Consider the following 17592-nt stretch of genomic DNA (forward strand, 5'->3'; position numbering starts at 1 on the left):
GGGCCGCTCAGCCCGGCTCGACGCCGACGATCTCGACCTCGGCCCCGGCGACCTCGGCGGTGTCGCCGACGCCCTTGCCCAGCACGGCCTTGGCCAGGGGCGCAATGTAGGAGATGGCGCCCAGGGCCGGATCGGCCTCGTCCTCGCCGACGATACGGAAGGCCTGGCGGCGGCCGTCCTCGCGCTCCAGCACCACCTTGCGGCCGAACAGCACCTGGTCGGCCGGCCCTTGCGGCTCGGTCAGCTGCGCCGAGGCGCGGCGGGCCTGGAAGTAGCGCAGGTCGCGGGTGGCCCGGGCCATGGCGGTGCGGTCGGCGCTGACCCCGCCCTCGGACTGGGCGGCGGCATAGGCGGCGCGCGCCTCGGCCAGGGCGGCGTCCAGGGCGGCCAGACCTTTGGCGGTGACCAGGTTCGGGTGGGACGAGATGGGGCGGTCAGGCAGGTTGACGGCGGCCGCTTCGCTGTCTTCCTCGCGGGTGAAGGCGACGCTCATTTGATCCGTACTCGGCAAGGCGGCGGACCAGCGCCGCCGCTCATCTCAGATGGGCCTGGGGCCGGCCCAGGTCAAATGCTTACGCCACGGAACGGTCGCCTCCGGCGTTGACCCCCGCGGCCATCGCCCCCACCTTGGCCCTGGGGATGTTCTGCGGGGCTGGAGTTCTGGTGTGACGACAACGGCGACGGGATCGGCCGCGGCGGGGCCTGACGCGCCCGCGGCGCCCGCCATTTTGAAGCGGCACGTCGGCGCGGCCGTGATCGGCAACGCGCTGGAATTCTACGACTTCACCACCTTCACCTTCTTCGCCGGCCATATCGGCCGCGCCTTCTTCCCCTCGGCCAACGCGATGGACAGCCTGCTCTGGTCGCTGGCCACCTTCGGGGTCGGGTTCTCGACCCGGCCGCTGGGCGCCATCGTGATCGGCCATATCGGCGACCGACATGGGCGCAAGCCGGCCATGCTGATCAGCTTCGCCCTGATGGGGCTCGCCATCCTGGCCATGGCGCTCTGCCCCTCCTACGCCGCCATCGGGCCGGCGGCGCCGGTGCTGATCGTGCTGATCCGGCTGGTGCAGGGCTTCGCCCTCGGCGGCGAGGTCGGCCCGTCCACCGCCTTCCTGCTCGAGGCGGCGCCGCCGCAGCACCGCGGGCTCTATACCGCCATGCAGTCGGTCAGCCAGAACATCGCCGCCCTGGTCGCCGGCCTGGTCGGCATGGGCCTGGCCAGCCTGCTCAGCGAGGCGCAGCTGGGCGATTTCGGCTGGCGTATCGCGCTCGGCCTCGGCGCGGTGGTGCTGCCGTTCGGCCTGATGATCCGCCGCACCCTGCCCGAGACCCTGCACCATTACGAGCCGCCCAGCGTCATCCACCGGGAATCCGACGGCTTTCAGTGGCGGGTGATCCTGTGCAGCATGGCCATGCTCGTGGGCGGCACGGTGGCGACCTACATCCAGAGCTACCTGACCACCTACGCCCACGAAATCCTGCACATGACGACCAGCGTCGCCTTCAGCGCGCCGATCGTCTACGGCGTGGTCGGCATAGGGGCGAACCTCGTGGGCGGGGTGCTGTCGGACCGCGTCGGCCGCCGGCCGCTGATCGCGCTCCCGCGGATCGTGTTCCTGCTCGCCGTCCTGCCCTCCTTCTGGCTGCTCGACCGCCACAGGGACGCCATGACCCTGGTGCTGATCACCCTGGTGATCACGGTCTGCGCCTCGACCAGCGGCGGGGCGATCATGAGTTCGATCACGGAGTCGATCCGCAAGTCCGACCGTTCGCGCACCTTGGCCATCGCCTATGCGGTCACCATCGCCCTCTTCGGCGGCACCACCCAGTTCGTGGCCACCTGGCTGATCGCCGCCACCCACGACAACCTCAGCCCCGCCTACTTCTGCATGGTGGCGACGGCGATCGGGATCGTGGGCGCGCTGGCGATCCGGGAGTCGGCGCCGGCGAAGGTGGGGGCTTGAGGTGAAGATATAGGGGGCGCCGACTGCACGCTCCTCTCCTGGGCCGGGCGTCCGCTTCCGGCGCGGGAGCTATCGCCCCGAACGGACTCTTGTGGCGCAGCGCAGCGCAAGAGATCATGACTATTCACGCTGCGCCGGCGCCGCGTATCTCAGGCCATGCAAGGTGCAGTTCGTAGGGGTGGATCAACGACAGGAGCCGACGAGGAACATGCGCGCGATCATGCTTGGCCTGCTGGCCGCTCTACTGGCCGGAGCCGCAAGGGCCGACGACAAAGCGGATATCCAGGCGCTGAACGACCAGTTTTCGGCCGCCGCCAACCGCGGGGACGGCGCCGGGATGGCGGCGCTCTATGCGCCCGACGCCCTGATGCTTCCGCCCGACAACAGCCTCGTGTCCGGCCCGGCGATCGGCCCCTATCTCGCCAGCTTCGAAAAGAGCGTCAGCAACCTGAAGCTGATCACGACCGACGTGGTGCGCCTGTCGCCGGACTATATCCGTGAGGTCGGGACCGCGAGCTTCGACACGCGCGGGGACAAGCCCGTCACCGTGAAGGCGACCTATGTGGTGGTCTGGAAGCGGGTCGGCGGCGCCTGGAAGCTGTGGACCGACATTTTCCACTGACGTCAAAGGTCCGGCGGCGAACAAGGCCGGCGACCAGATTCACTGGAGCGCTCGCTCCCCCAAACCCTGCCCCGCCCGACCCTGCCGGGAGTCCGCTTCATTCCGCGCCACACCGCGGCGCCCGGCCTCGGCTTCGTTGAATCGGATCTTTGCGAGTGGCGGCGTACACCGGACCTGTCGCCGCTCGCTGCGGGGCTGGGTTGATGCGGAACGCAACCGCGCTATTCGACGCTTTGCAGCAGGCTCAAGAACGGCAAAAATTGGCGCCGAGCGGGCCATTGCAAGGTCACGGCGAAGACGCCTGTCGGCGTCACCAAGGCACCGTATCGCCATTGCGATCCAGGAACCGCAATCCTGGACGCCCCTGCTGTGCGGCGAGCACATCGACAATCTGCGGCATGACTTCTTCGACGCCGAACGGCGCGCCCGGACCGCCCAGCTCCGTGCGTATCCAGCCGGGCGCCATCAGAACGATCGCCCGCCCTTCCCCAGCGTGCCGGCCAGCATAGCTGGACATGGACTGGTTCAGGGCCGCCTTGCTGGCGCGGTAAACGTCGTTTGCGCCGCTGGCGTTGTTGGCGATGCTGCCTTGCCCCGAAGACATGACGCCGATGACACCGCCGGGGCGGGCCAGGACGCCAAGGTGTTCGACAGCGCGCATGACGCCGAGAACGTTGGTGAGCATGACATTGACGAACTCCTCCGTGGAAACGTCCGCCATCGTGTCCGAGGGTGTTCGATTGACGATCCCCCCGTTGATGAAGACGATATCGAACAGCCTGCCCGAAAGGCGATCGCGCAGACTCCGAATCTGATCGTGGTCGGTCATGTCGAGCATCTCGACCTCGACCTTGTCGGGTCGCTCGGCCGCAAGGGCGTGCAGCGGGGTTTTGGCCGCTCGCACGGCGCCCACCACGCTCCATCCTCTTGTCGCGAACTCAGCCGCCATCGCACGGCCCAGCCCGCGCGAAGCGCCGACGATGAGGATCGACTTCCCGGCGCCTGTTGACGCTGAATTGCTCACGCTCAGACCTTTCGCGACTGCTGAGCCGAGCATATGAGCCGCCGGCCGGCGCCGCCAGACGTCCGGATTCTGCGGCGCGATCAACGGGAGCAACGGGCGCATCTGGGTCCGTCGCGGCGATGCTATCCTGGCTTCGGATAGGCCTTCATCTCCCATCCGTTGCGGCCTGCGATCGTTGTCAGTAGCTTGGCTTTATGACCAGCGTCCTGACGAGCCACGCCCATAGTCCCGAGCGCGCCGCCGGGCCGGACCTCACCGCCCAGGGCAAGCCGCACTATGAGGTGCTGGATGGCTTGCGGGGCACGGCGGCGGTGATGGTGGTGCTGTTTCACATCATGGGCATGCCGATCAGCTGGACCGACAAGGGCCAGGGGCTGCACCACGCGGCGATGGCGGTCGATTTCTTTTTCGGCCTGTCGGGCTTCGTGGTCGCCTATGCCTATGACGGGCGCTGGGGGACCATGTCCGTCCGCGAGTTCGTCGCCATTCGCCTGGTTCGCCTGCACCCGCTGGTGCTGCTAGGGGCTGTGCTGGGGTTGGCCAGCTTCCTGATCGATCCGTTCGCCGCCAACCAGAAGCTGATCGCACTACCGGTGGTGCTGGGCGACTTCGCCCTGGCCTGCCTGCTGCTGCCACACCCGCCCCTGCCCAACCGCTGGACCGACACCCACAGCCTCAACTCGCCGGCCTGGTCGCTGCTGCAGGAATATGTAGGCAACCTGGCCTACGCCCTGGTGTTGCGGCGGCTGGGGACGCAGGCCCTTGGGGTCGTGGCCGCCGTGGCCGCGGCGGCGCTGCTGAGCGTGCTGTGGCGCTCGAACTCGATCGATCTCGGCTCGGACTGGACGACATTCTGGATCGCGCCGACGCGGATGACCTTCTCGTTCACCATGGGCCTGTGGCTCTACCGGGTGCGCGAGCAGGCGCCGGCGGTTCGGCTGGGCTGGGGCGTGCTGAGCGTGATCCTGGTCCTGATCTTCGCCACGCCGCTGGTCCCGCGGTCGATCCCTCACGGCAACGGCCTGTTCGAGGCTCTCGTCGCCATGCTGCTGTTCCCCGCGATCATCCTTTGCGGCGCCCATTCCGAGATCGGCCGGGCCGAGATGGCGCTGTGCAAGTTCGCGGGCCGGATCTCCTATCCGATCTACATCCTGCACTATCCCTTCCTGCTGATTTACATGAATTTTGTCACCTTCCGCAAACCGCCCGCCCCGGTCGCCCACCTGGTTGCGGCCGCCGCGTTCGCACTGGTGGTGGCGGTCGCCTGGGCGGCGCTGAAGCTCTACGACGAGCCTGTGCGGCGCTGGCTGAAGGGCGCGAGGGCGCCCGGGGCGGCCGTCCAGAACGCCTGACGCGGGCGCGGAGGCGTTGGGGCCAGCTTGACAAATCCATGGAATAATGTTCCTATTTGTCACATCATGCATCAGCCCGAACCCTCCGACTTCGACGACGCCTGCGCGGCGGACCCCGTGTCCGTGGCGGCGATGGCGCGTGGGGTGGCGGAGCGGCAGGTGGCGTTTCTGGATCGGCTGGCCGAGGCGGGGACGCGGATGGCCGAGGCCCTGGCGCAAAGGACCGTCGAGGACGCGGCGGGCGGCAAGGATGTCGAGGGGCTGGACCGGGCGTTCCAAAAAGTCACCCGGGCGGTGCGGCTGACGCTCGCCTTGCAGACCAAGGCGATCAAGGACCTGGCGGCGCTGGAGGCTGGGCAGGCGCCCGCGGCTGCCGTTGCGGCGGTGGCGGCGGAAGACCCGCTGGAGCGGCGTCGGCGGCGGATCGCGCGGATCGTGAACCGGGTGGTGGCGGACGACGAGGCCACAGCCTGGAAGGCCGAGCGCCTCTGCGGCCGGGTCTGGGAGCGGCTTTCCGACGAAGACATCTACGGCGATGTGCTCTCCAAGCCGATCGGCGTGGTGATCGAGATGATCTGCCGGGACCTGCAGATCCCGGTGAATTGGGTGCATCTGGCCAGGGAGGCCTGGGCCGTCGAGGAGACGGCGAGCGGCGATGAGACTTCGCCGTTCGTGGCGCCGGATGGGGCCTATGTGCGGCTGTTCAGGCCGCCGCCTATGGCTGGGGCGCCGTGAAAAAGTCCCTTCTCCCATGGGGAGAAGGAGGGGCCCGTTCGCGCCAGCGAATGGGAGGTTGAGGGGGTACGGCCTCTCAGATTTATCCTGAACCAGCGAAACCCCTCACCCTCCCACGGCTTCGCCGCGGGCCCCTCCCTCTCCCTCTGGGAGCGGTGTTCCGTGCGTGCGCCCTCAGTCCACCCCGACCAGCCCCGTCGCTTCGGCGTCGTTCGCACCGGCCCAGCGGTTCAGCACGTCCAGCAGGGCGGCCGGGCTGATCGGCTTGCCGATATGGTCGTTCATGCCGGCTTCGAGGCAGCGGGCGATCTGGTCGGGCAGGACGTTGGCGGTCATGGCGATGATGGGCAGGTTGGCTGCGTGCGCCAGGCTCATGGCGCGGATGCGGCGGGTGGCGGTCAGGCCGTCCATGCCCGGCATCTGCACGTCCATCAGCACCAGGTCGTACCGGCCTTCGCGGATGCGATCCAAGGCCTCCAGCCCGTTCTCGGCGGTGACCACCTCGACGTCGAAGGGGGCGAGGATGGCCAGGACCAGCTCGCGATTGACCTCGACGTCCTCGACCAGCAGCAGCCGCAGGGCGCGGTCGGGCGCAGCCGGCGCTGGCTCTTGCCGTGCGGCGACATCGGCGGGATCGGCCAGGGGCAAGGTCAGTTCGAACCAGAAGGTCGCCCCCCTGCCCTCCTCGCTGTCGACGCCGATCCGCCCGCCCATCATCTCGACGATGCGCTTGGAGATGGCCAGGCCCAGGCCGGTGCCGCCGAAGCGACGAGCGATAGAGGCGTCGGCCTGGGAGAAGCGCTCGAAAAGGACGTCCATCTGCTCGGCGGCGATGCCGACCCCGGTGTCGGCGACCTCGACCCGCAGCGTGGCCTCGCCCCCCACAGCCTCGGCCTGGACCCGGACGGTGATCCCGCCGCGGGCGGTGAACTTGACGGCGTTGGACAGGAGATTGACCAGCACCTGGCGCAGCCGGCCGGCGTCCCCGCGCAGATGGACCGGGGCCGGGTCGATCTCGACGCTCACCGCCAGGCCCTTGGCCTCGGCCTGCTGGCGGACCATGTCCACGGTCGCCCCCGCCCACTCGTGCAGCTCGAAGGGCCGCGGCTCCAGCTCCAGGGCGCCGGCCTCGATCTTGGAGAAGTCGAGCACGCTGTTGATCAACTCCAGGAGGCTGGCGCTGGCCTCATAGACCAGCCGGGCTTGCCTCGCGTCCTGGCCAGTCAGGGTCGGGGAATCGCGCAGGAGGCCGGAGAAGCCGATGATGGCGTTCAGCGGGGTCCTGAGCTCGTGGGTCATGTTGGCCAGGAAGTCGGCCTTGGCCGTGGCTGCCGCCTCGGCCCGCTCGCGCGCCTGGACCAGCTCGGCCTCCAGCGCCTTGCGCCGGTCGATGATGCGCGAGACGCTGAGGATGTCGCCCGGCGCGATCGGGTCGTCGTCCGGCACCCGCTTGAACAGGGTCTCGGCCCAGGTGATCCCGCCATCCTTGCGGATCACGCGATAGTCCAGCTGGCATTCGGGGTTTTCGGGGGTCAGGCCGGCTATGGCCGCGCGGACCCGCGGCGCGTCTTCCGGATAGAGGTAGGTGTAGTTGGGGGTGTTCAGCAGGTCATCGACCCTGTGCCCCAGGGCCCGCTCGATGGAGCGGGAGATGTAGTGGCGCTCGCCATTGGCGCGGCTGAGGGCGATGACGTCGTCGATATTGTCGGCCAGGAAGCGGTATTCCGCCTCGCTGGCGCTGAGCTGGTCGCGCACCTCGAGGAACTTGCGCCGGGCGGCGAAGGAGGTTCGCGCGCCGCTGGCGATGAAGAGGGCCACCAAAAGCAGGCAGGCGGTGACGATCAGGCCTTCCGGCCCAGGACGAAACGGCGCCACGGCGCTGGCCGCCAGCATGCCCAGCGCCGGGATCACCCCGCCGACGAAGAAGCCCAGCGGCGACTGGTAGGCGTAGCACTGGGCGAAGCTGATGATGCCGAGCCAGATTCCGACGCCGCAGATCGCGCTCTCCGGCGTGCGGTTCAGCCAAAGCACCAGGGCCAGGGCGAACCACCAGCTGTAGCCCAGGGTCATGACGGCGAAGTAGCCCGCCCGGTCGCCCCAGCCGACCGGCTGGTCGAGGAACTGGCGGCGGGTGGCGAACCAGTTCCAGCCTTCCAGCAGCACGGCGACGGCGCCCCAGCCGAGCGCCAGGCTCCAGTGGGTCAGGGCTCCGCCGATGGCCGCCGCGCCCAGGGTGACGAACAGGCGCGCGGTCCAGCTGGCGTGTGCGCCGGCGGCGATTTCGTCCATTCTTTCGTCGAGCAGCCGCGCCATCGGCGTCTAGGGCGCGAAGCTGGAGCGGATCTTCACGCCCCAATGCCCGTCCTGCAGCGTCACCACATAGACGGAATCGAAGCCGCCGATCACCGAGCCATCGGCGCGGTAGCGGGTGAAGCGGGTGTCGAGATGCACCTTGTCCGGCCCGGCGTGGATCACCTCGCGCCGGTCCCAGCCCGAGTGATGCCAATCGGCCAGGGCGCCCTGGTCGAACATGCCGGGATGGTGATGGCCGGGCTCGATCAGCACCAGGCGGCCGGAGGCCAGGCGCACGCTGGGGAAGTTGAACGTCGCGTCGAAGGCCGCAACGTCGCGGGCGTTGAAGGCGGCCATGAACTCGTCGAGGCAATTCATAGCCCCGGCGACGGCCTCTGGGTGCGCATGCGGCACTCGCTCCTCCTGCTCCGGTCCCGCCGCATCGATCTCAATCCCGCCGCCGCGCCAATGCAAGCGTGCGGCGCCCCGATACGGCCTGGGTTGCGTCGATCTGGCGCAGCGCCGCAGCCCGTTCACACCGATGAACGACGCCTGACTCGCAAGGTTCAGAACGCGTTCAGCGCGGCCTTTGCAACATGGCCATCGTTCGGACCGGGGCAGTTCTCGGCCTCGAGCCCCAACTCTAGGATCAAGTGTCATGAACATGCAGAAGAAGATGGTTCTGGTCGCGATGGGCCTGGCGATGGCCTGCGGCGCGGCGACCGGCGCCTCGGCCGAAACCCGCTGGGACCGCGACCACCCGCGCCAGCATCAGGTCCTGACCCGCGTCGCCCATCAGGAGCACCGGATCACGCGCGAACGCCGCGAAGGCGAGATCGGCGCCCGCAAGGCCCACCGCCTGCGCGCCGCGGATGTCCGCATCCTGCGCCAGGAGCGCCGCGACGCCCGCATGCACGGCGGCCACATCACCCGGGCCGAGCAACATCACCTGAACCGCGCGGAAAACCGCGTCAGCCGCCACATCGGCGCCTGACCCTGGCCCTGGCTCCGTCGGCGATCCCGCTCCCGCCCGGGATCGCCGATTGGCCCTGCAGGGCCGCGCCGTCAGGCGAGCGTCTGCGGTTTCTTCTGCGAGGCGTTGATGCGGCCCATGATGTAGTCGCCCGCCGTCACCGGCGCGTATTTCGCCGCCTCGCCTTCACCCAGGCCGAGATGGGACGGATCGACCGGCGCCACATAGTCCGGATCGTAGAAGGTGGCGATTGACAGCCGCTCGCGGCCCGAGCGGTTGGTCACCCGATGCGGGGTCGAGCGGTATCGGTCGTTGGACCAGCGCGCCAGCAAATCGCCGATATTAACCACCAGCGTGCCGGGGACCGGTTCGGCCGCCACCCAGGCGCCGGAGCGCTCCTGCACTTCCAGGCCGCCCACATCGTCCTGCCAGAGCAGAGTCACGCAGCCATAGTCGGTATGGGGCGCCACGCCGAACAGCTCGTCCCCGGTGTCCGCCGGATGCGGCGGATAGTAGACGCACTGCGTCCGCTGCAGCGGCTTGTCGTACTTATCGGCGAAGAAAGACGGCGCGACGCCCAGCGAGACCGCCACCGCCCGCAGGAAACCCTGGCCACAGGCGCCGATCTCCTGGAAATAGCGCGTCAGCGCTGTCTCGAACCGCGGCATGCCGCTGGGCCACTGGTTGGGGCCTCGGAGCGGCTGGCCGGCGAGCACCGCCGGATCGTCACGCGGCAGCTCCAGGCCGATCTGGTAGTATTCCTTGTAGTCCGGGTTCTTGGCCCCATACATCGTGGTGCGGCCTATGGCGTTGAATCCCCGGACGGATTCCTTCGGCGCCGACTTCTGCTTTTCCTCGAGCGGCAGGTGAAAGAAATCCAGCGCCGCGCTCGCAGCCGCCGAGATCACCTCATCCGGCACGCCGTGGTTTCGGATGTAGCAGAAGCCGGAGGTCGTGAACGCGTGCCGGACCTGGTCGCCGACCGCCTTCAGGGCGCCGGTGTCGCCGCCCCTCACCGCGCCGATGTCGATGGTCGGGATGAAGGCGGATGGCGGCGCCATGCCTGGCCTCAGGCCCCTTCCCGTCCGACGATCGCCACCGAGCAGACATTGGTCGACGGCGAGCCGCCGAGATTGTGGGTCATGCCGAACACCGGGTTGGCCAGCTGCCGCTCACCCGCCCGGCCCTGCAGCTGCAGGTACATCTCGTACAGCATTCTGAGGCCGGAGGCCCCGATCGGGTGACCGAAGCATTTCAGGCCCCCGTCGATCTGGCACGGCACCCCGCCGTCGGCGTCATAGAAGCCGTCCATCACGTCGCGCCAGCCCTTGCCCTCCTCGCTGATGAACAGGTCCTCCATGGTCACCAGCTCGGTGATCGAGAAGCAGTCGTGGACCTCCATCATCGATATCTGCTTGCGCGGGTTCTCGATGCCGGCCTCGCGATAGGCCTTCTTGGCGGCGATGCGGGCGGTGTGGAAATAGGAGCCGTCCCAGGCGTTGAACTGGCTCTCGTAGCCATTAGATACGGACAGTTGCAGCGCCTTGACGGTGACGAGATCGGTCTTGCCCAGGCTGCGGGCGATCTCGGGCGTGGTCACGATCGCCGCCGCTGCGCCGTCGGACACGCCGCAGCAGTCGAACAGGCCCAGGGGTTCGGCGATCATCGGCGCGTTCAAGACCTGCTCTTCGGTCACCGCCTTCTGCAGGTGGGCCTTCCGGTTCTTGGCCCCGTTGGCGTGGCTCTTGACCGAGACGTGGGCGATGGCGCGCTTCAGATCCTCCTTGGAGACCCCGTGCTTGGCCCGGTAGGCCGAGGCCAGCTGGGCGAAGTTACCCGGAGCCGAGCCGTTGGGCGCGGTCTGGGGGATCAGGGTGCCGGCGTTGGCGACGGGAAGGCCGCCGTAGCCGGTGTCCTTCAGCTTCTCGACGCCCACGGCGAGCGCGATGTCGGCTGCGCCGGCCGCCACCGCATAGACCGCACCGCGGAAAGCCTCCGAGCCCGAGGCGCAGAAGTTTTCGACCCGGGTCACGGCGATGTTCGGCAGGCGCAGCGCGATCGACAGCGGGGTGCCGCCCTTGCCGGTGCCGAATTCGTCGACATGGGTCGAGAACCAGGCGGCGTCGAGCTGGGTGGGCTCGACGCCCGCATCGCCCATCGCCTCCAGATAGGCCTCGACCATCAGGTCGTCCGGCCCCGCGTCCCAGCGCTCGCCGAACTTCGAGCAGCCCATGCCGATCACGGCGACCTTGTCGCGAATGCCACTGGCCATGTCGAAACTCCCTGATGAAACGGTCTAAATCGAAATCACTCCGCCGCGACGGCTTTCGCCGCGCGCGATCGGTCCGGGGTCGCCTTCCAGAAGTAGCGCTTGAAGCCGCGCCGCTCGTCGAGCTCCTTGACGCGGAACACCATCTTCACCGGCAGGCCGGCGTCGACATCGCCCGGCTCGACGTCGGTAATGTCCATGAAGATGCGCCCGCCGCCCTCGAAGACGATGGTGCCATAGTGGTTCGGCGGGGCCATGGCGAAGGTCAGGTAGTCGGCCGACCAGGTCAGCACCTCGGCCTTGCGCTCGGCGAACTTGTAGGGCTCCTGAGTGTCCACGGTCGGCTTGTTCGGCGCCACCGAGATCCGCGTGCGCGGGAACTGCACCACCCCGGTCTCGGTGCAACGTCCGCCCACCAGGCCCAGGATCATGTCGCTGTTGCGATAGAGGGTGGTCAGGGCGGTCTTGTTGTCCTTCTCGGCCCGCATGCCCTTGTCCCAGTCCACCAGGCCGTTGAAGAACAGGAACTTCAGGTAGTTGGTCTCTTCCTTGCGGTCGGCCAGCGAGCCTGTGACGCCGCGCGCCGGGCGACGGGAGGAGGCCTTGTCGGTGACGCGGAACACCAGGGCCTCGGCGCCCTGGCCGAACTGAGCCGCCACGATCACGTCGCCGGCCTTGGCTTGCTCCAGGGCGTGGGCCAGCAGCACCAGCCCGTGGGCGGATCCCGCCTCACCCATCTGGGCGGCCAGGTTGTCGCGCACCACCTCTGGCGCGATGCCGCAGGCCTTGGCGACGTTGCCGGCCAGGCCGGCGAAGGTGCACGGGAAGCAGAAATGGGTGACCTGGTCGCCGGTGATCCCAGCCGCCTGCAGCGCCGCCTTGATCGCCGGCGGGACCAGCTTGATGATCCCCTCGTCGCGGATCCAGCGCTCCTCCCAATAGTAGTCGAACTCGGCGTCGGCCCCGCGGAAGTGGTCGATGAAATCGGCCGTGACCGCGCCGTGGCCCAGGAATTCGGCCGCGAGGTCGTCGCCCGAGACCACGAAGGCCGCCGCCCCGTCGCCGAAGTCCAGCTCCTGGGTCGAAGCCGCCCGCGCCCGCCGATGCTCGCCGGCCGCCACCAGGGCGTTCCGGCTCCCGCCCGCCCGCACCGCATTCAGCGCCTGGGCCAGCGCCGTCAGCCCGGCCCGCTGCGAGCCGGTGACGTCGGCCGAGGCCGTGGCCGGCTCAAGGGTCAGAGCCGCCGAGACCACCCCAGCGTTGAGCCGGTCGCTGAATGGCGCGGTGGACGAGGCGAAATACAGCGCGTCGACGTGCGAGCGATCGTCGTCCGGCCCCAGGGCGTCGCGCGCCGCCTCGACCGCCATGGTCAGGGCGTCCTCGTCCCAGTTGGCCATGGCCCGCTCGCCCTTGGCCTTGCCGGCAAGGCCTGGCGCGATCCAGGCGTTGGCCTGGGCCGCGGCCTTGCGGCTCAGGCGAAGGCGAGGCGCATAGGCGCCCCAGGCAGACAGGCCGACGCGGGTCTCGCTCATAGCCGCCTCCGATCAGATGGGGTCGTAGGGGAAGACGCTGGCGGTGGCGCCGACGTCGGTATAGCTGGCCTTCATCGACGGCAGGGCCTGAGCGATCAGGCTCTCCGGAGTCCAGCCCTCGATCCGGGCCACAGACTTGACCGGCCGCGGCTGGTTGAACAGCACCACCTCGTTGCCGCGCACCGCGAAGATCTGGCCGGTGGTCTCGGCCTTGGGCGAGCACAGGGCCACGGCCAGTTGGGCCACCTGGTCGGCGCGCATGGCGTTCTTCATGCGGTTGACCCGCTCGGCCGAAGCCTCGTCCTTGACCGGGATGGTGGCGATCATCCGCGTCCAGGCGAACGGGGCGATGATGTTCGAGCGCACATTCTTGGCCGCGCCCTCCATGGCGATGATGCGCGACAGGCCCATCACCCCCAGCTTGGCGGCGGCGTAGTTGGCCTGGCCGATATTGCCGATCAGGCCCGAGGTCGAGGTGAACAGCACATAGGCCCCATCCTGCTGCTCGCGGAACAGCTCCACCGAGGCCCGGGTGACGTTGTAGGCGCCGCGCAGGTGCACCTCGATCACCGCGTCCCAGTCGGCGTCGCTCATCTTGTGGAACATGCCGTCGCGCAGGATGCCGGCCGGGTTGATGATGGCGTGCAGGCCGCCGAAGGTGTCCTTGGCCTGTTCGACCATGCCCTTGACCGCGGCCATGGAGGTGACGCTCTCGGAGTTGGAGACCGCCTGGCCGCCCGCAGCGCGGATTTCCTGGGCAACGGCCTCGGCCGGGCCGGCCGAGCCTTCGTCGCCGCCGGAAACGCCGCCGCCCAGGTCGTTGACCAGCACCTTGGCCCCGGCCCTGGCCGCCAGGAGCGCGCACTCCTTGCCGATGCCGTTGCCGCCGCCGGTGACCAGCACCACCTTGCCGTCAAGAACGCCCACTTGCTCCTCCCAGGACCGCAGTATCGATGGCCGGCCGTGCGCCGGCCCTTGTTCGTCATACCAATGCTACGAATTGGCCGGCCTCGCCAGACGGTCCCCAACGTCAACCGGAGCGGATTTCTGCGTCGGGGTTTGACCTCGCCGCCGGCGCGCTGGCCGTGCGAGCCTCATCCAGCCAGGACGGGGCGCCGAGGGCGAGGCCGGCCAGGTTGGCTTTATGAGCGCGCGACTGACTACCCTTGGGTCGCACCATCATGGCAACGCCCGCACGACGCCCAGCTTGCGCAGGCTGGCTGTGACGGCACTGACCAGCCCGTCGACACAGGACCGGTGCAAGACGGACTTGTCTTCCTCGGCCAGGGACGAATAGTCGCCGATCCAGAATCTATCCGGCAGCTTGCCGTGGGTGAGCTGGTTTTCGGCCTTGGCGATGACCTTGTGCGATTTCGCATCGATTGCGACCACGGTGTACGCTATCGTGCACTCTACCCTGCCCCAGTCGCTGGCGCTCATCGAGTCGTTGACCCGGACCACATAGGCAGGCCGGAACGTCTCGGACTCGTGGGACAGCAGGCCCAGCAATCCTCCGCCGAGAAAATAGCTCCCGGGACGGTATTCACGCCCATAGCGATCCACCGGAAGCATCAGCACCAGCAGGTGGACATCGACATCCATATCCGGATGGGCCTGGGAGACGGCGCTGGACAGTTTGCCGAGCGCTTCGTCGTCGGGGCTGCCCCTTTCCGTCTGGGCGGTCAGGTTCTCGACCGTCGGCGCCGCCTCGGCGCGTTTCCCGTCCGCCTCGAGCGTGCGGGCAACCAGCCCGGTGAACTCCTCGTTGCTGCGCCAGTCCGTCGCGAACAGGGGCGTCGCCTTCTGCATGATGCCTTCGGCCCGAGTCCCGAAGACCTGGTCCTTCAGGTCGGCCACCAGCGCGAAGGACTTGGCGGCGGCGAGCCCTTCGCGCGGCGAAGCGCTTTCCGCCGACGCCTGCGCGGCGGCGGCGCGGGTCCCAGCGGCCGCCACCGTCGCGGCGAGGATCACGACCGCGAGGAACCTTGCGAGACGCCTGCTGCTGCTCGAGCCCATCGGGGCCTCCTACCCAAAGCCGCAGCCCGCAGCTCAGCCATGCCGGCGGCGAAAGGCATTGATCTGGGTCAGCCACCGGTCAGAGGCCCGCCCGCGCCGCAATGCGGCCGGCCCCGGCGGCATCCTCAGAGCGGCAGGGCCGTCCTGTGCACCGTGGTGCGTAGAGCGATGCTGGAGGAGATGCGCACCACGCCCGGCAACCGCGTCAGGGCCCCGGCATGCAGCGCCTCGAAGGCGTCGACATCCTTGGCGACCACCCGCATCAGATAGTCCGCCTCGCCGGTCATCAGGTAGCACTCCATGATCTCCGGCACCTTGCTGGCCGCCTCCTCGAAGGCCGACAGCGCGGCCTGGGACTGGGAGTTCAGGGTGATGGTCAGGAAGACGCTGAGCGCATAGCCGGCCGCCTTCTGGTCCACGAGCGCGGTGTAGCCGCGGATCAGGCCGGCCGCCTCCAGGCTACGGATCCGGCGCAGGCTGGCGGATTCCGACAGGTGCACCTTCTCCGCCAGCTCGGTGTTGGAGAGCCGCCCATCGGCCTGCAGCACACGCAGGATCGCGCGGTCCTTTTCGTCCATGTTCGAAGATTCCGCCATTGGATAACGATGTCACGACAGAATACGCCAAATCAGCCCCCACGCACGCCCCCAATTTCGCAGGAAGTCCCGGCCCGTCAGGCGTATGATCCTGGGCAATAATCAACTCCCAGGAGACGGCCATGCGGATCGGCGTGCCCAAGGAAATCAAGACCCTCGAATCGCGCGTCGGCATGACGCCGGGGGTGGTCAGCGGCCTGACCCGCCAAGGCCATGAAGTCATTGTCGAAACCAACGCCGGCGCCGGCATCGACATCGCCGACGCGGCCTATGTCGCCGCGGGCGCCAAGATCGCCCCGAACGCCGACGCGGTGTTCGAGCAGGGCGAACTGATCGTGAAGGTGAAGGAGCCGCAGCCGGTCGAGATCGCCCGCCTCAAGCCCCACCACGTTCTCTTCACCTACCTGCACCTGGCTCCGGATCCGGAGCAGGCCCATGGCCTGGCCAAGTCCGGCGCGACCTGCATCGCCTACGAGACCGTCACCGGCCCCAACGGCAGCCTCCCCCTCCTCGCTCCGATGAGCCAGGTCGCCGGCCGCATGGCCGTGCAGGTCGGCGCGGCATCGCTGCTCAGCCCGGCCGGCGGTCGCGGCATGCTCCTGGGCGGCGTGCCCGGCGTGGCTCCGGCCAAGGTCGTGATCCTCGGCGGCGGCGTCTCCGGCGCCCACGCCGCACAGATGGCTGTTGGGATGCATGCCGACGTCACCCTGTTCGACATCTCGGCCACGCGCCTCGAAGCCCTCGACGTGCAGTTCTCCGGCCGGGTGCACACCGTATTCTCGACACCGGACGCCGTAGCAGACGCCGTGTATGGCGCCGACCTCGTGATCGGCTGCGTGCTGCTGCCGGGCGCCTCGACGCCCAAACTGGTCACCCGCGCCGACCTGAAGCGCATGAAGCGCGGTTCGGTCCTGGTGGACGTGGCCATCGACCAGGGCGGCTGCTTCGAGACCTCGCGCCCCACAACCCATGCCGAGCCGACCTATGAGGTCGATGGCGTGATCCACTATTGCGTGGCCAACATGCCGGGCGCCGCCCCGCTGACCTCGACCTACGCCCTGAACGCGGTCACCGCCCCGTTCGTCTCAGCCCTGGCCAACAAGGGCTGGGAAAAGGCGCTCGCCGACGACGCGCATCTGGCCGGCGGCCTGAACGTGGTCGGCGGCAAGATCGTCCACCCGGCGGTCAAGATCGCTCTCGGCCTCTAAGCTTTTTGTAAGCGTGGCGTACCCGCGCCGGGCCTCCCTCCCCGGCGCGGCGGATTCCTCCCTGACTACCAGCTCCCTGTGTTCGGCATCGACGCCCATGGCTCGGACGAAGGCAGGGAGCCATTTTTTTGCAGGAGTTCGACGGAGATTCCGTCGGGCGAACGGACAAAGGCCATGTGCCCGTCCCTCGGCGGGCGGTTGATCACCACCCCGCCGTCCATCAGCCGCTGGCAGGTCGCGTAGATGTCGTCGACCGCATAGGCCAGGTGGCCGAAGTTGCGGCCGCCCTGATAGTCCTCGGTGTCCCAATTGTAGGTCAGCTCGACCATCGGCGCCTGGTCTTCCTTGGCCCGATCCAGGTCTTCTGGCGCGCAGAGGAACACCAGGGTGAAACGGCCGCCCGGATTGTCGTAGCGCCGCGCCTCCACCAGCCCCAGCTTGGCGCAGTAGAAGTCCAGCGAGGCTTCAAGGTCGCGCACGCGCACCATGGTGTGCAGGTATTTCATAGGGTGTCTCCTGGCCTTCGGGGTCGGCCGATCATAGACCGGCCTTGCGACGGGCGCGCAAGCCTGGCCGTCTGCAGCGTTCGGGCGCCCCATCGGCGAGGCGACCCTTGGTCCCGTTCCGCTCCCCCGTCTTCGCCGGGGTGTTCTGCCTGTGGTCCAGCCTGATCGTCCTGGCCATGCTGCCCGCGAGATCCTTGCGCCTCGCTCCGCCCTGGCCTTGGGCGTCGCCTGTACGCCCCTGGCGACCAATGCCGGTCAATACTGGCCGACGCGCGGCGTTCTTCGCAAACCGGGTGTGATCATCTTCGAATACCTGGAGCCCATCCCGCCCGGGTTGGATCGAGCAGCGTTCATGCAAGCCTTGGAGCAGAAACCGGAGGTGGCTGGTCAGGCATTGATCGCCGAAAACGCGAGCAAAATTCAACAAGCCCAAACATAGCGCAACCTCGCCTTGCGACATCTTCGCACGGGGTCAAGCTGACATATTCAGCATAGCATCG

General features: G+C 68.4%; 18 protein-coding genes. 7 read left to right on the top strand and 11 right to left on the bottom strand.

Annotation, left to right across the window (positions count from 1 at the left end):
• Window positions 1-7: 7 nt before the first annotated feature.
• Window positions 8-493 (bottom strand): transcription elongation factor GreA, encoded by a 486-nt coding sequence (gene greA / locus KCG34_RS04295; protein WP_211939164.1) that lies wholly within the window; start codon window positions 491-493, stop codon window positions 8-10.
• A 172-nt stretch (window positions 494-665) separates the two neighbouring features.
• Here greA and KCG34_RS04300 point away from each other — a divergent pair, with 172 nt between their 5' ends.
• Both KCG34_RS04300 and KCG34_RS04305 read left to right on the top strand, forming a co-directional pair.
• Window positions 666-1967 (top strand): MFS transporter, encoded by a 1302-nt coding sequence (locus KCG34_RS04300; protein WP_211939165.1) that lies wholly within the window; start codon window positions 666-668, stop codon window positions 1965-1967.
• 208 nt (window positions 1968-2175) lie between these two features.
• The gene (locus KCG34_RS04305; protein ID WP_211939166.1) at window positions 2176-2589 is read left to right on the top strand and encodes a YybH family protein; all 414 of its coding nucleotides are present in this window, start codon (window positions 2176-2178) and stop codon (window positions 2587-2589) included.
• Window positions 2590-2899: 310 nt separating this feature from the next.
• Here KCG34_RS04305 and KCG34_RS04310 read toward each other — a convergent pair whose 3' ends face one another.
• A complete protein-coding gene (locus KCG34_RS04310; protein WP_249138214.1) occupies window positions 2900-3715 on the bottom strand; it encodes an SDR family NAD(P)-dependent oxidoreductase in 816 nt (271 codons plus the stop codon).
• Between the two features lie 92 nt (window positions 3716-3807).
• Here KCG34_RS04310 and KCG34_RS04315 point away from each other — a divergent pair, with 92 nt between their 5' ends.
• Together KCG34_RS04315 and KCG34_RS04320 are read left to right on the top strand one after the other, a co-directional pair.
• Window positions 3808-4965 (top strand): acyltransferase family protein, encoded by a 1158-nt coding sequence (locus tag KCG34_RS04315; protein ID WP_211939167.1) that lies wholly within the window; start codon window positions 3808-3810, stop codon window positions 4963-4965.
• Window positions 4966-5031: 66 nt separating this feature from the next.
• The gene (locus KCG34_RS04320; RefSeq protein WP_211939168.1) at window positions 5032-5700 is read left to right on the top strand and encodes a hypothetical protein; all 669 of its coding nucleotides are present in this window, start codon (window positions 5032-5034) and stop codon (window positions 5698-5700) included.
• Between the two features lie 174 nt (window positions 5701-5874).
• On the opposite strand, the gene KCG34_RS04325 is transcribed toward KCG34_RS04320, so the two are convergent.
• Both KCG34_RS04325 and KCG34_RS04330 read right to left on the bottom strand, forming a co-directional pair.
• Window positions 5875-7989: an ATP-binding protein gene (locus KCG34_RS04325; protein ID WP_211939169.1), complete on the bottom strand. Its 2115-nt coding sequence runs from the start codon at window positions 7987-7989 to the stop codon at window positions 5875-5877.
• 30 nt (window positions 7990-8019) lie between these two features.
• Window positions 8020-8406, bottom strand: coding sequence for a DUF6841 family protein (locus KCG34_RS04330; protein WP_211939170.1), 387 nt, complete (start codon window positions 8404-8406; stop codon window positions 8020-8022).
• A 244-nt stretch (window positions 8407-8650) separates the two neighbouring features.
• On the opposite strand from KCG34_RS04330, the gene KCG34_RS04335 reads away from it, so the two are divergent.
• Window positions 8651-8986 (top strand): hypothetical protein, encoded by a 336-nt coding sequence (locus tag KCG34_RS04335; protein WP_211939171.1) that lies wholly within the window; start codon window positions 8651-8653, stop codon window positions 8984-8986.
• Window positions 8987-9057: 71 nt separating this feature from the next.
• On the opposite strand, the gene KCG34_RS04340 is transcribed toward KCG34_RS04335, so the two are convergent.
• From KCG34_RS04340 to KCG34_RS04365, 6 genes are all read right to left on the bottom strand, one after another.
• Entirely contained in the window at window positions 9058-10026 is a 969-nt protein-coding gene (locus KCG34_RS04340) for an isopenicillin N synthase family dioxygenase (protein WP_211939172.1), read from the bottom strand.
• An 8-nt stretch (window positions 10027-10034) separates the two neighbouring features.
• Window positions 10035-11237, bottom strand: a complete 1203-nt coding sequence (locus KCG34_RS04345) for an acetyl-CoA acetyltransferase (protein WP_211939173.1) — start codon at window positions 11235-11237, stop codon at window positions 10035-10037.
• Window positions 11238-11272: 35 nt separating this feature from the next.
• Entirely contained in the window at window positions 11273-12766 is a 1494-nt protein-coding gene (locus KCG34_RS04350; RefSeq protein WP_211939174.1) for a hydroxymethylglutaryl-CoA synthase family protein, read from the bottom strand.
• 12 nt (window positions 12767-12778) lie between these two features.
• Window positions 12779-13693: an SDR family NAD(P)-dependent oxidoreductase gene (locus KCG34_RS04355; protein WP_211939175.1), complete on the bottom strand. Its 915-nt coding sequence runs from the start codon at window positions 13691-13693 to the stop codon at window positions 12779-12781.
• Window positions 13694-13945: 252 nt separating this feature from the next.
• Complete coding sequence (locus KCG34_RS04360) at window positions 13946-14782, bottom strand: hypothetical protein (protein WP_211939176.1); 837 nt, start codon at window positions 14780-14782, stop codon at window positions 13946-13948.
• A gap of 125 nt (window positions 14783-14907) precedes the next feature.
• Window positions 14908-15360 carry an Lrp/AsnC family transcriptional regulator gene (locus tag KCG34_RS04365; RefSeq protein ID WP_367576019.1) on the bottom strand — a complete coding sequence of 151 codons (453 nt, stop codon included), beginning with the start codon at window positions 15358-15360 and terminating at the stop codon, window positions 14908-14910.
• A gap of 140 nt (window positions 15361-15500) precedes the next feature.
• Between KCG34_RS04365 and ald the strand changes: the two genes are divergently transcribed.
• Window positions 15501-16586, top strand: coding sequence for an alanine dehydrogenase (gene ald / locus KCG34_RS04370; RefSeq protein ID WP_211939178.1), 1086 nt, complete (start codon window positions 15501-15503; stop codon window positions 16584-16586).
• A gap of 65 nt (window positions 16587-16651) precedes the next feature.
• On the opposite strand, the gene KCG34_RS04375 is transcribed toward ald, so the two are convergent.
• On the bottom strand, window positions 16652-17092 hold the full coding sequence (locus tag KCG34_RS04375; RefSeq protein ID WP_211939179.1) for a VOC family protein: 441 nt from the start codon (window positions 17090-17092) through the stop codon (window positions 16652-16654).
• 151 nt (window positions 17093-17243) lie between these two features.
• On the opposite strand from KCG34_RS04375, the gene KCG34_RS04380 reads away from it, so the two are divergent.
• A complete protein-coding gene (locus KCG34_RS04380) occupies window positions 17244-17531 on the top strand; it encodes a hypothetical protein (protein WP_211939180.1) in 288 nt (95 codons plus the stop codon).
• Window positions 17532-17592 lie beyond the last annotated feature (61 nt).

This window comes from Phenylobacterium montanum, from assembly GCF_018135625.1.
Lineage (GTDB): Bacteria > Pseudomonadota > Alphaproteobacteria > Caulobacterales > Caulobacteraceae > Poindextera > Poindextera montana.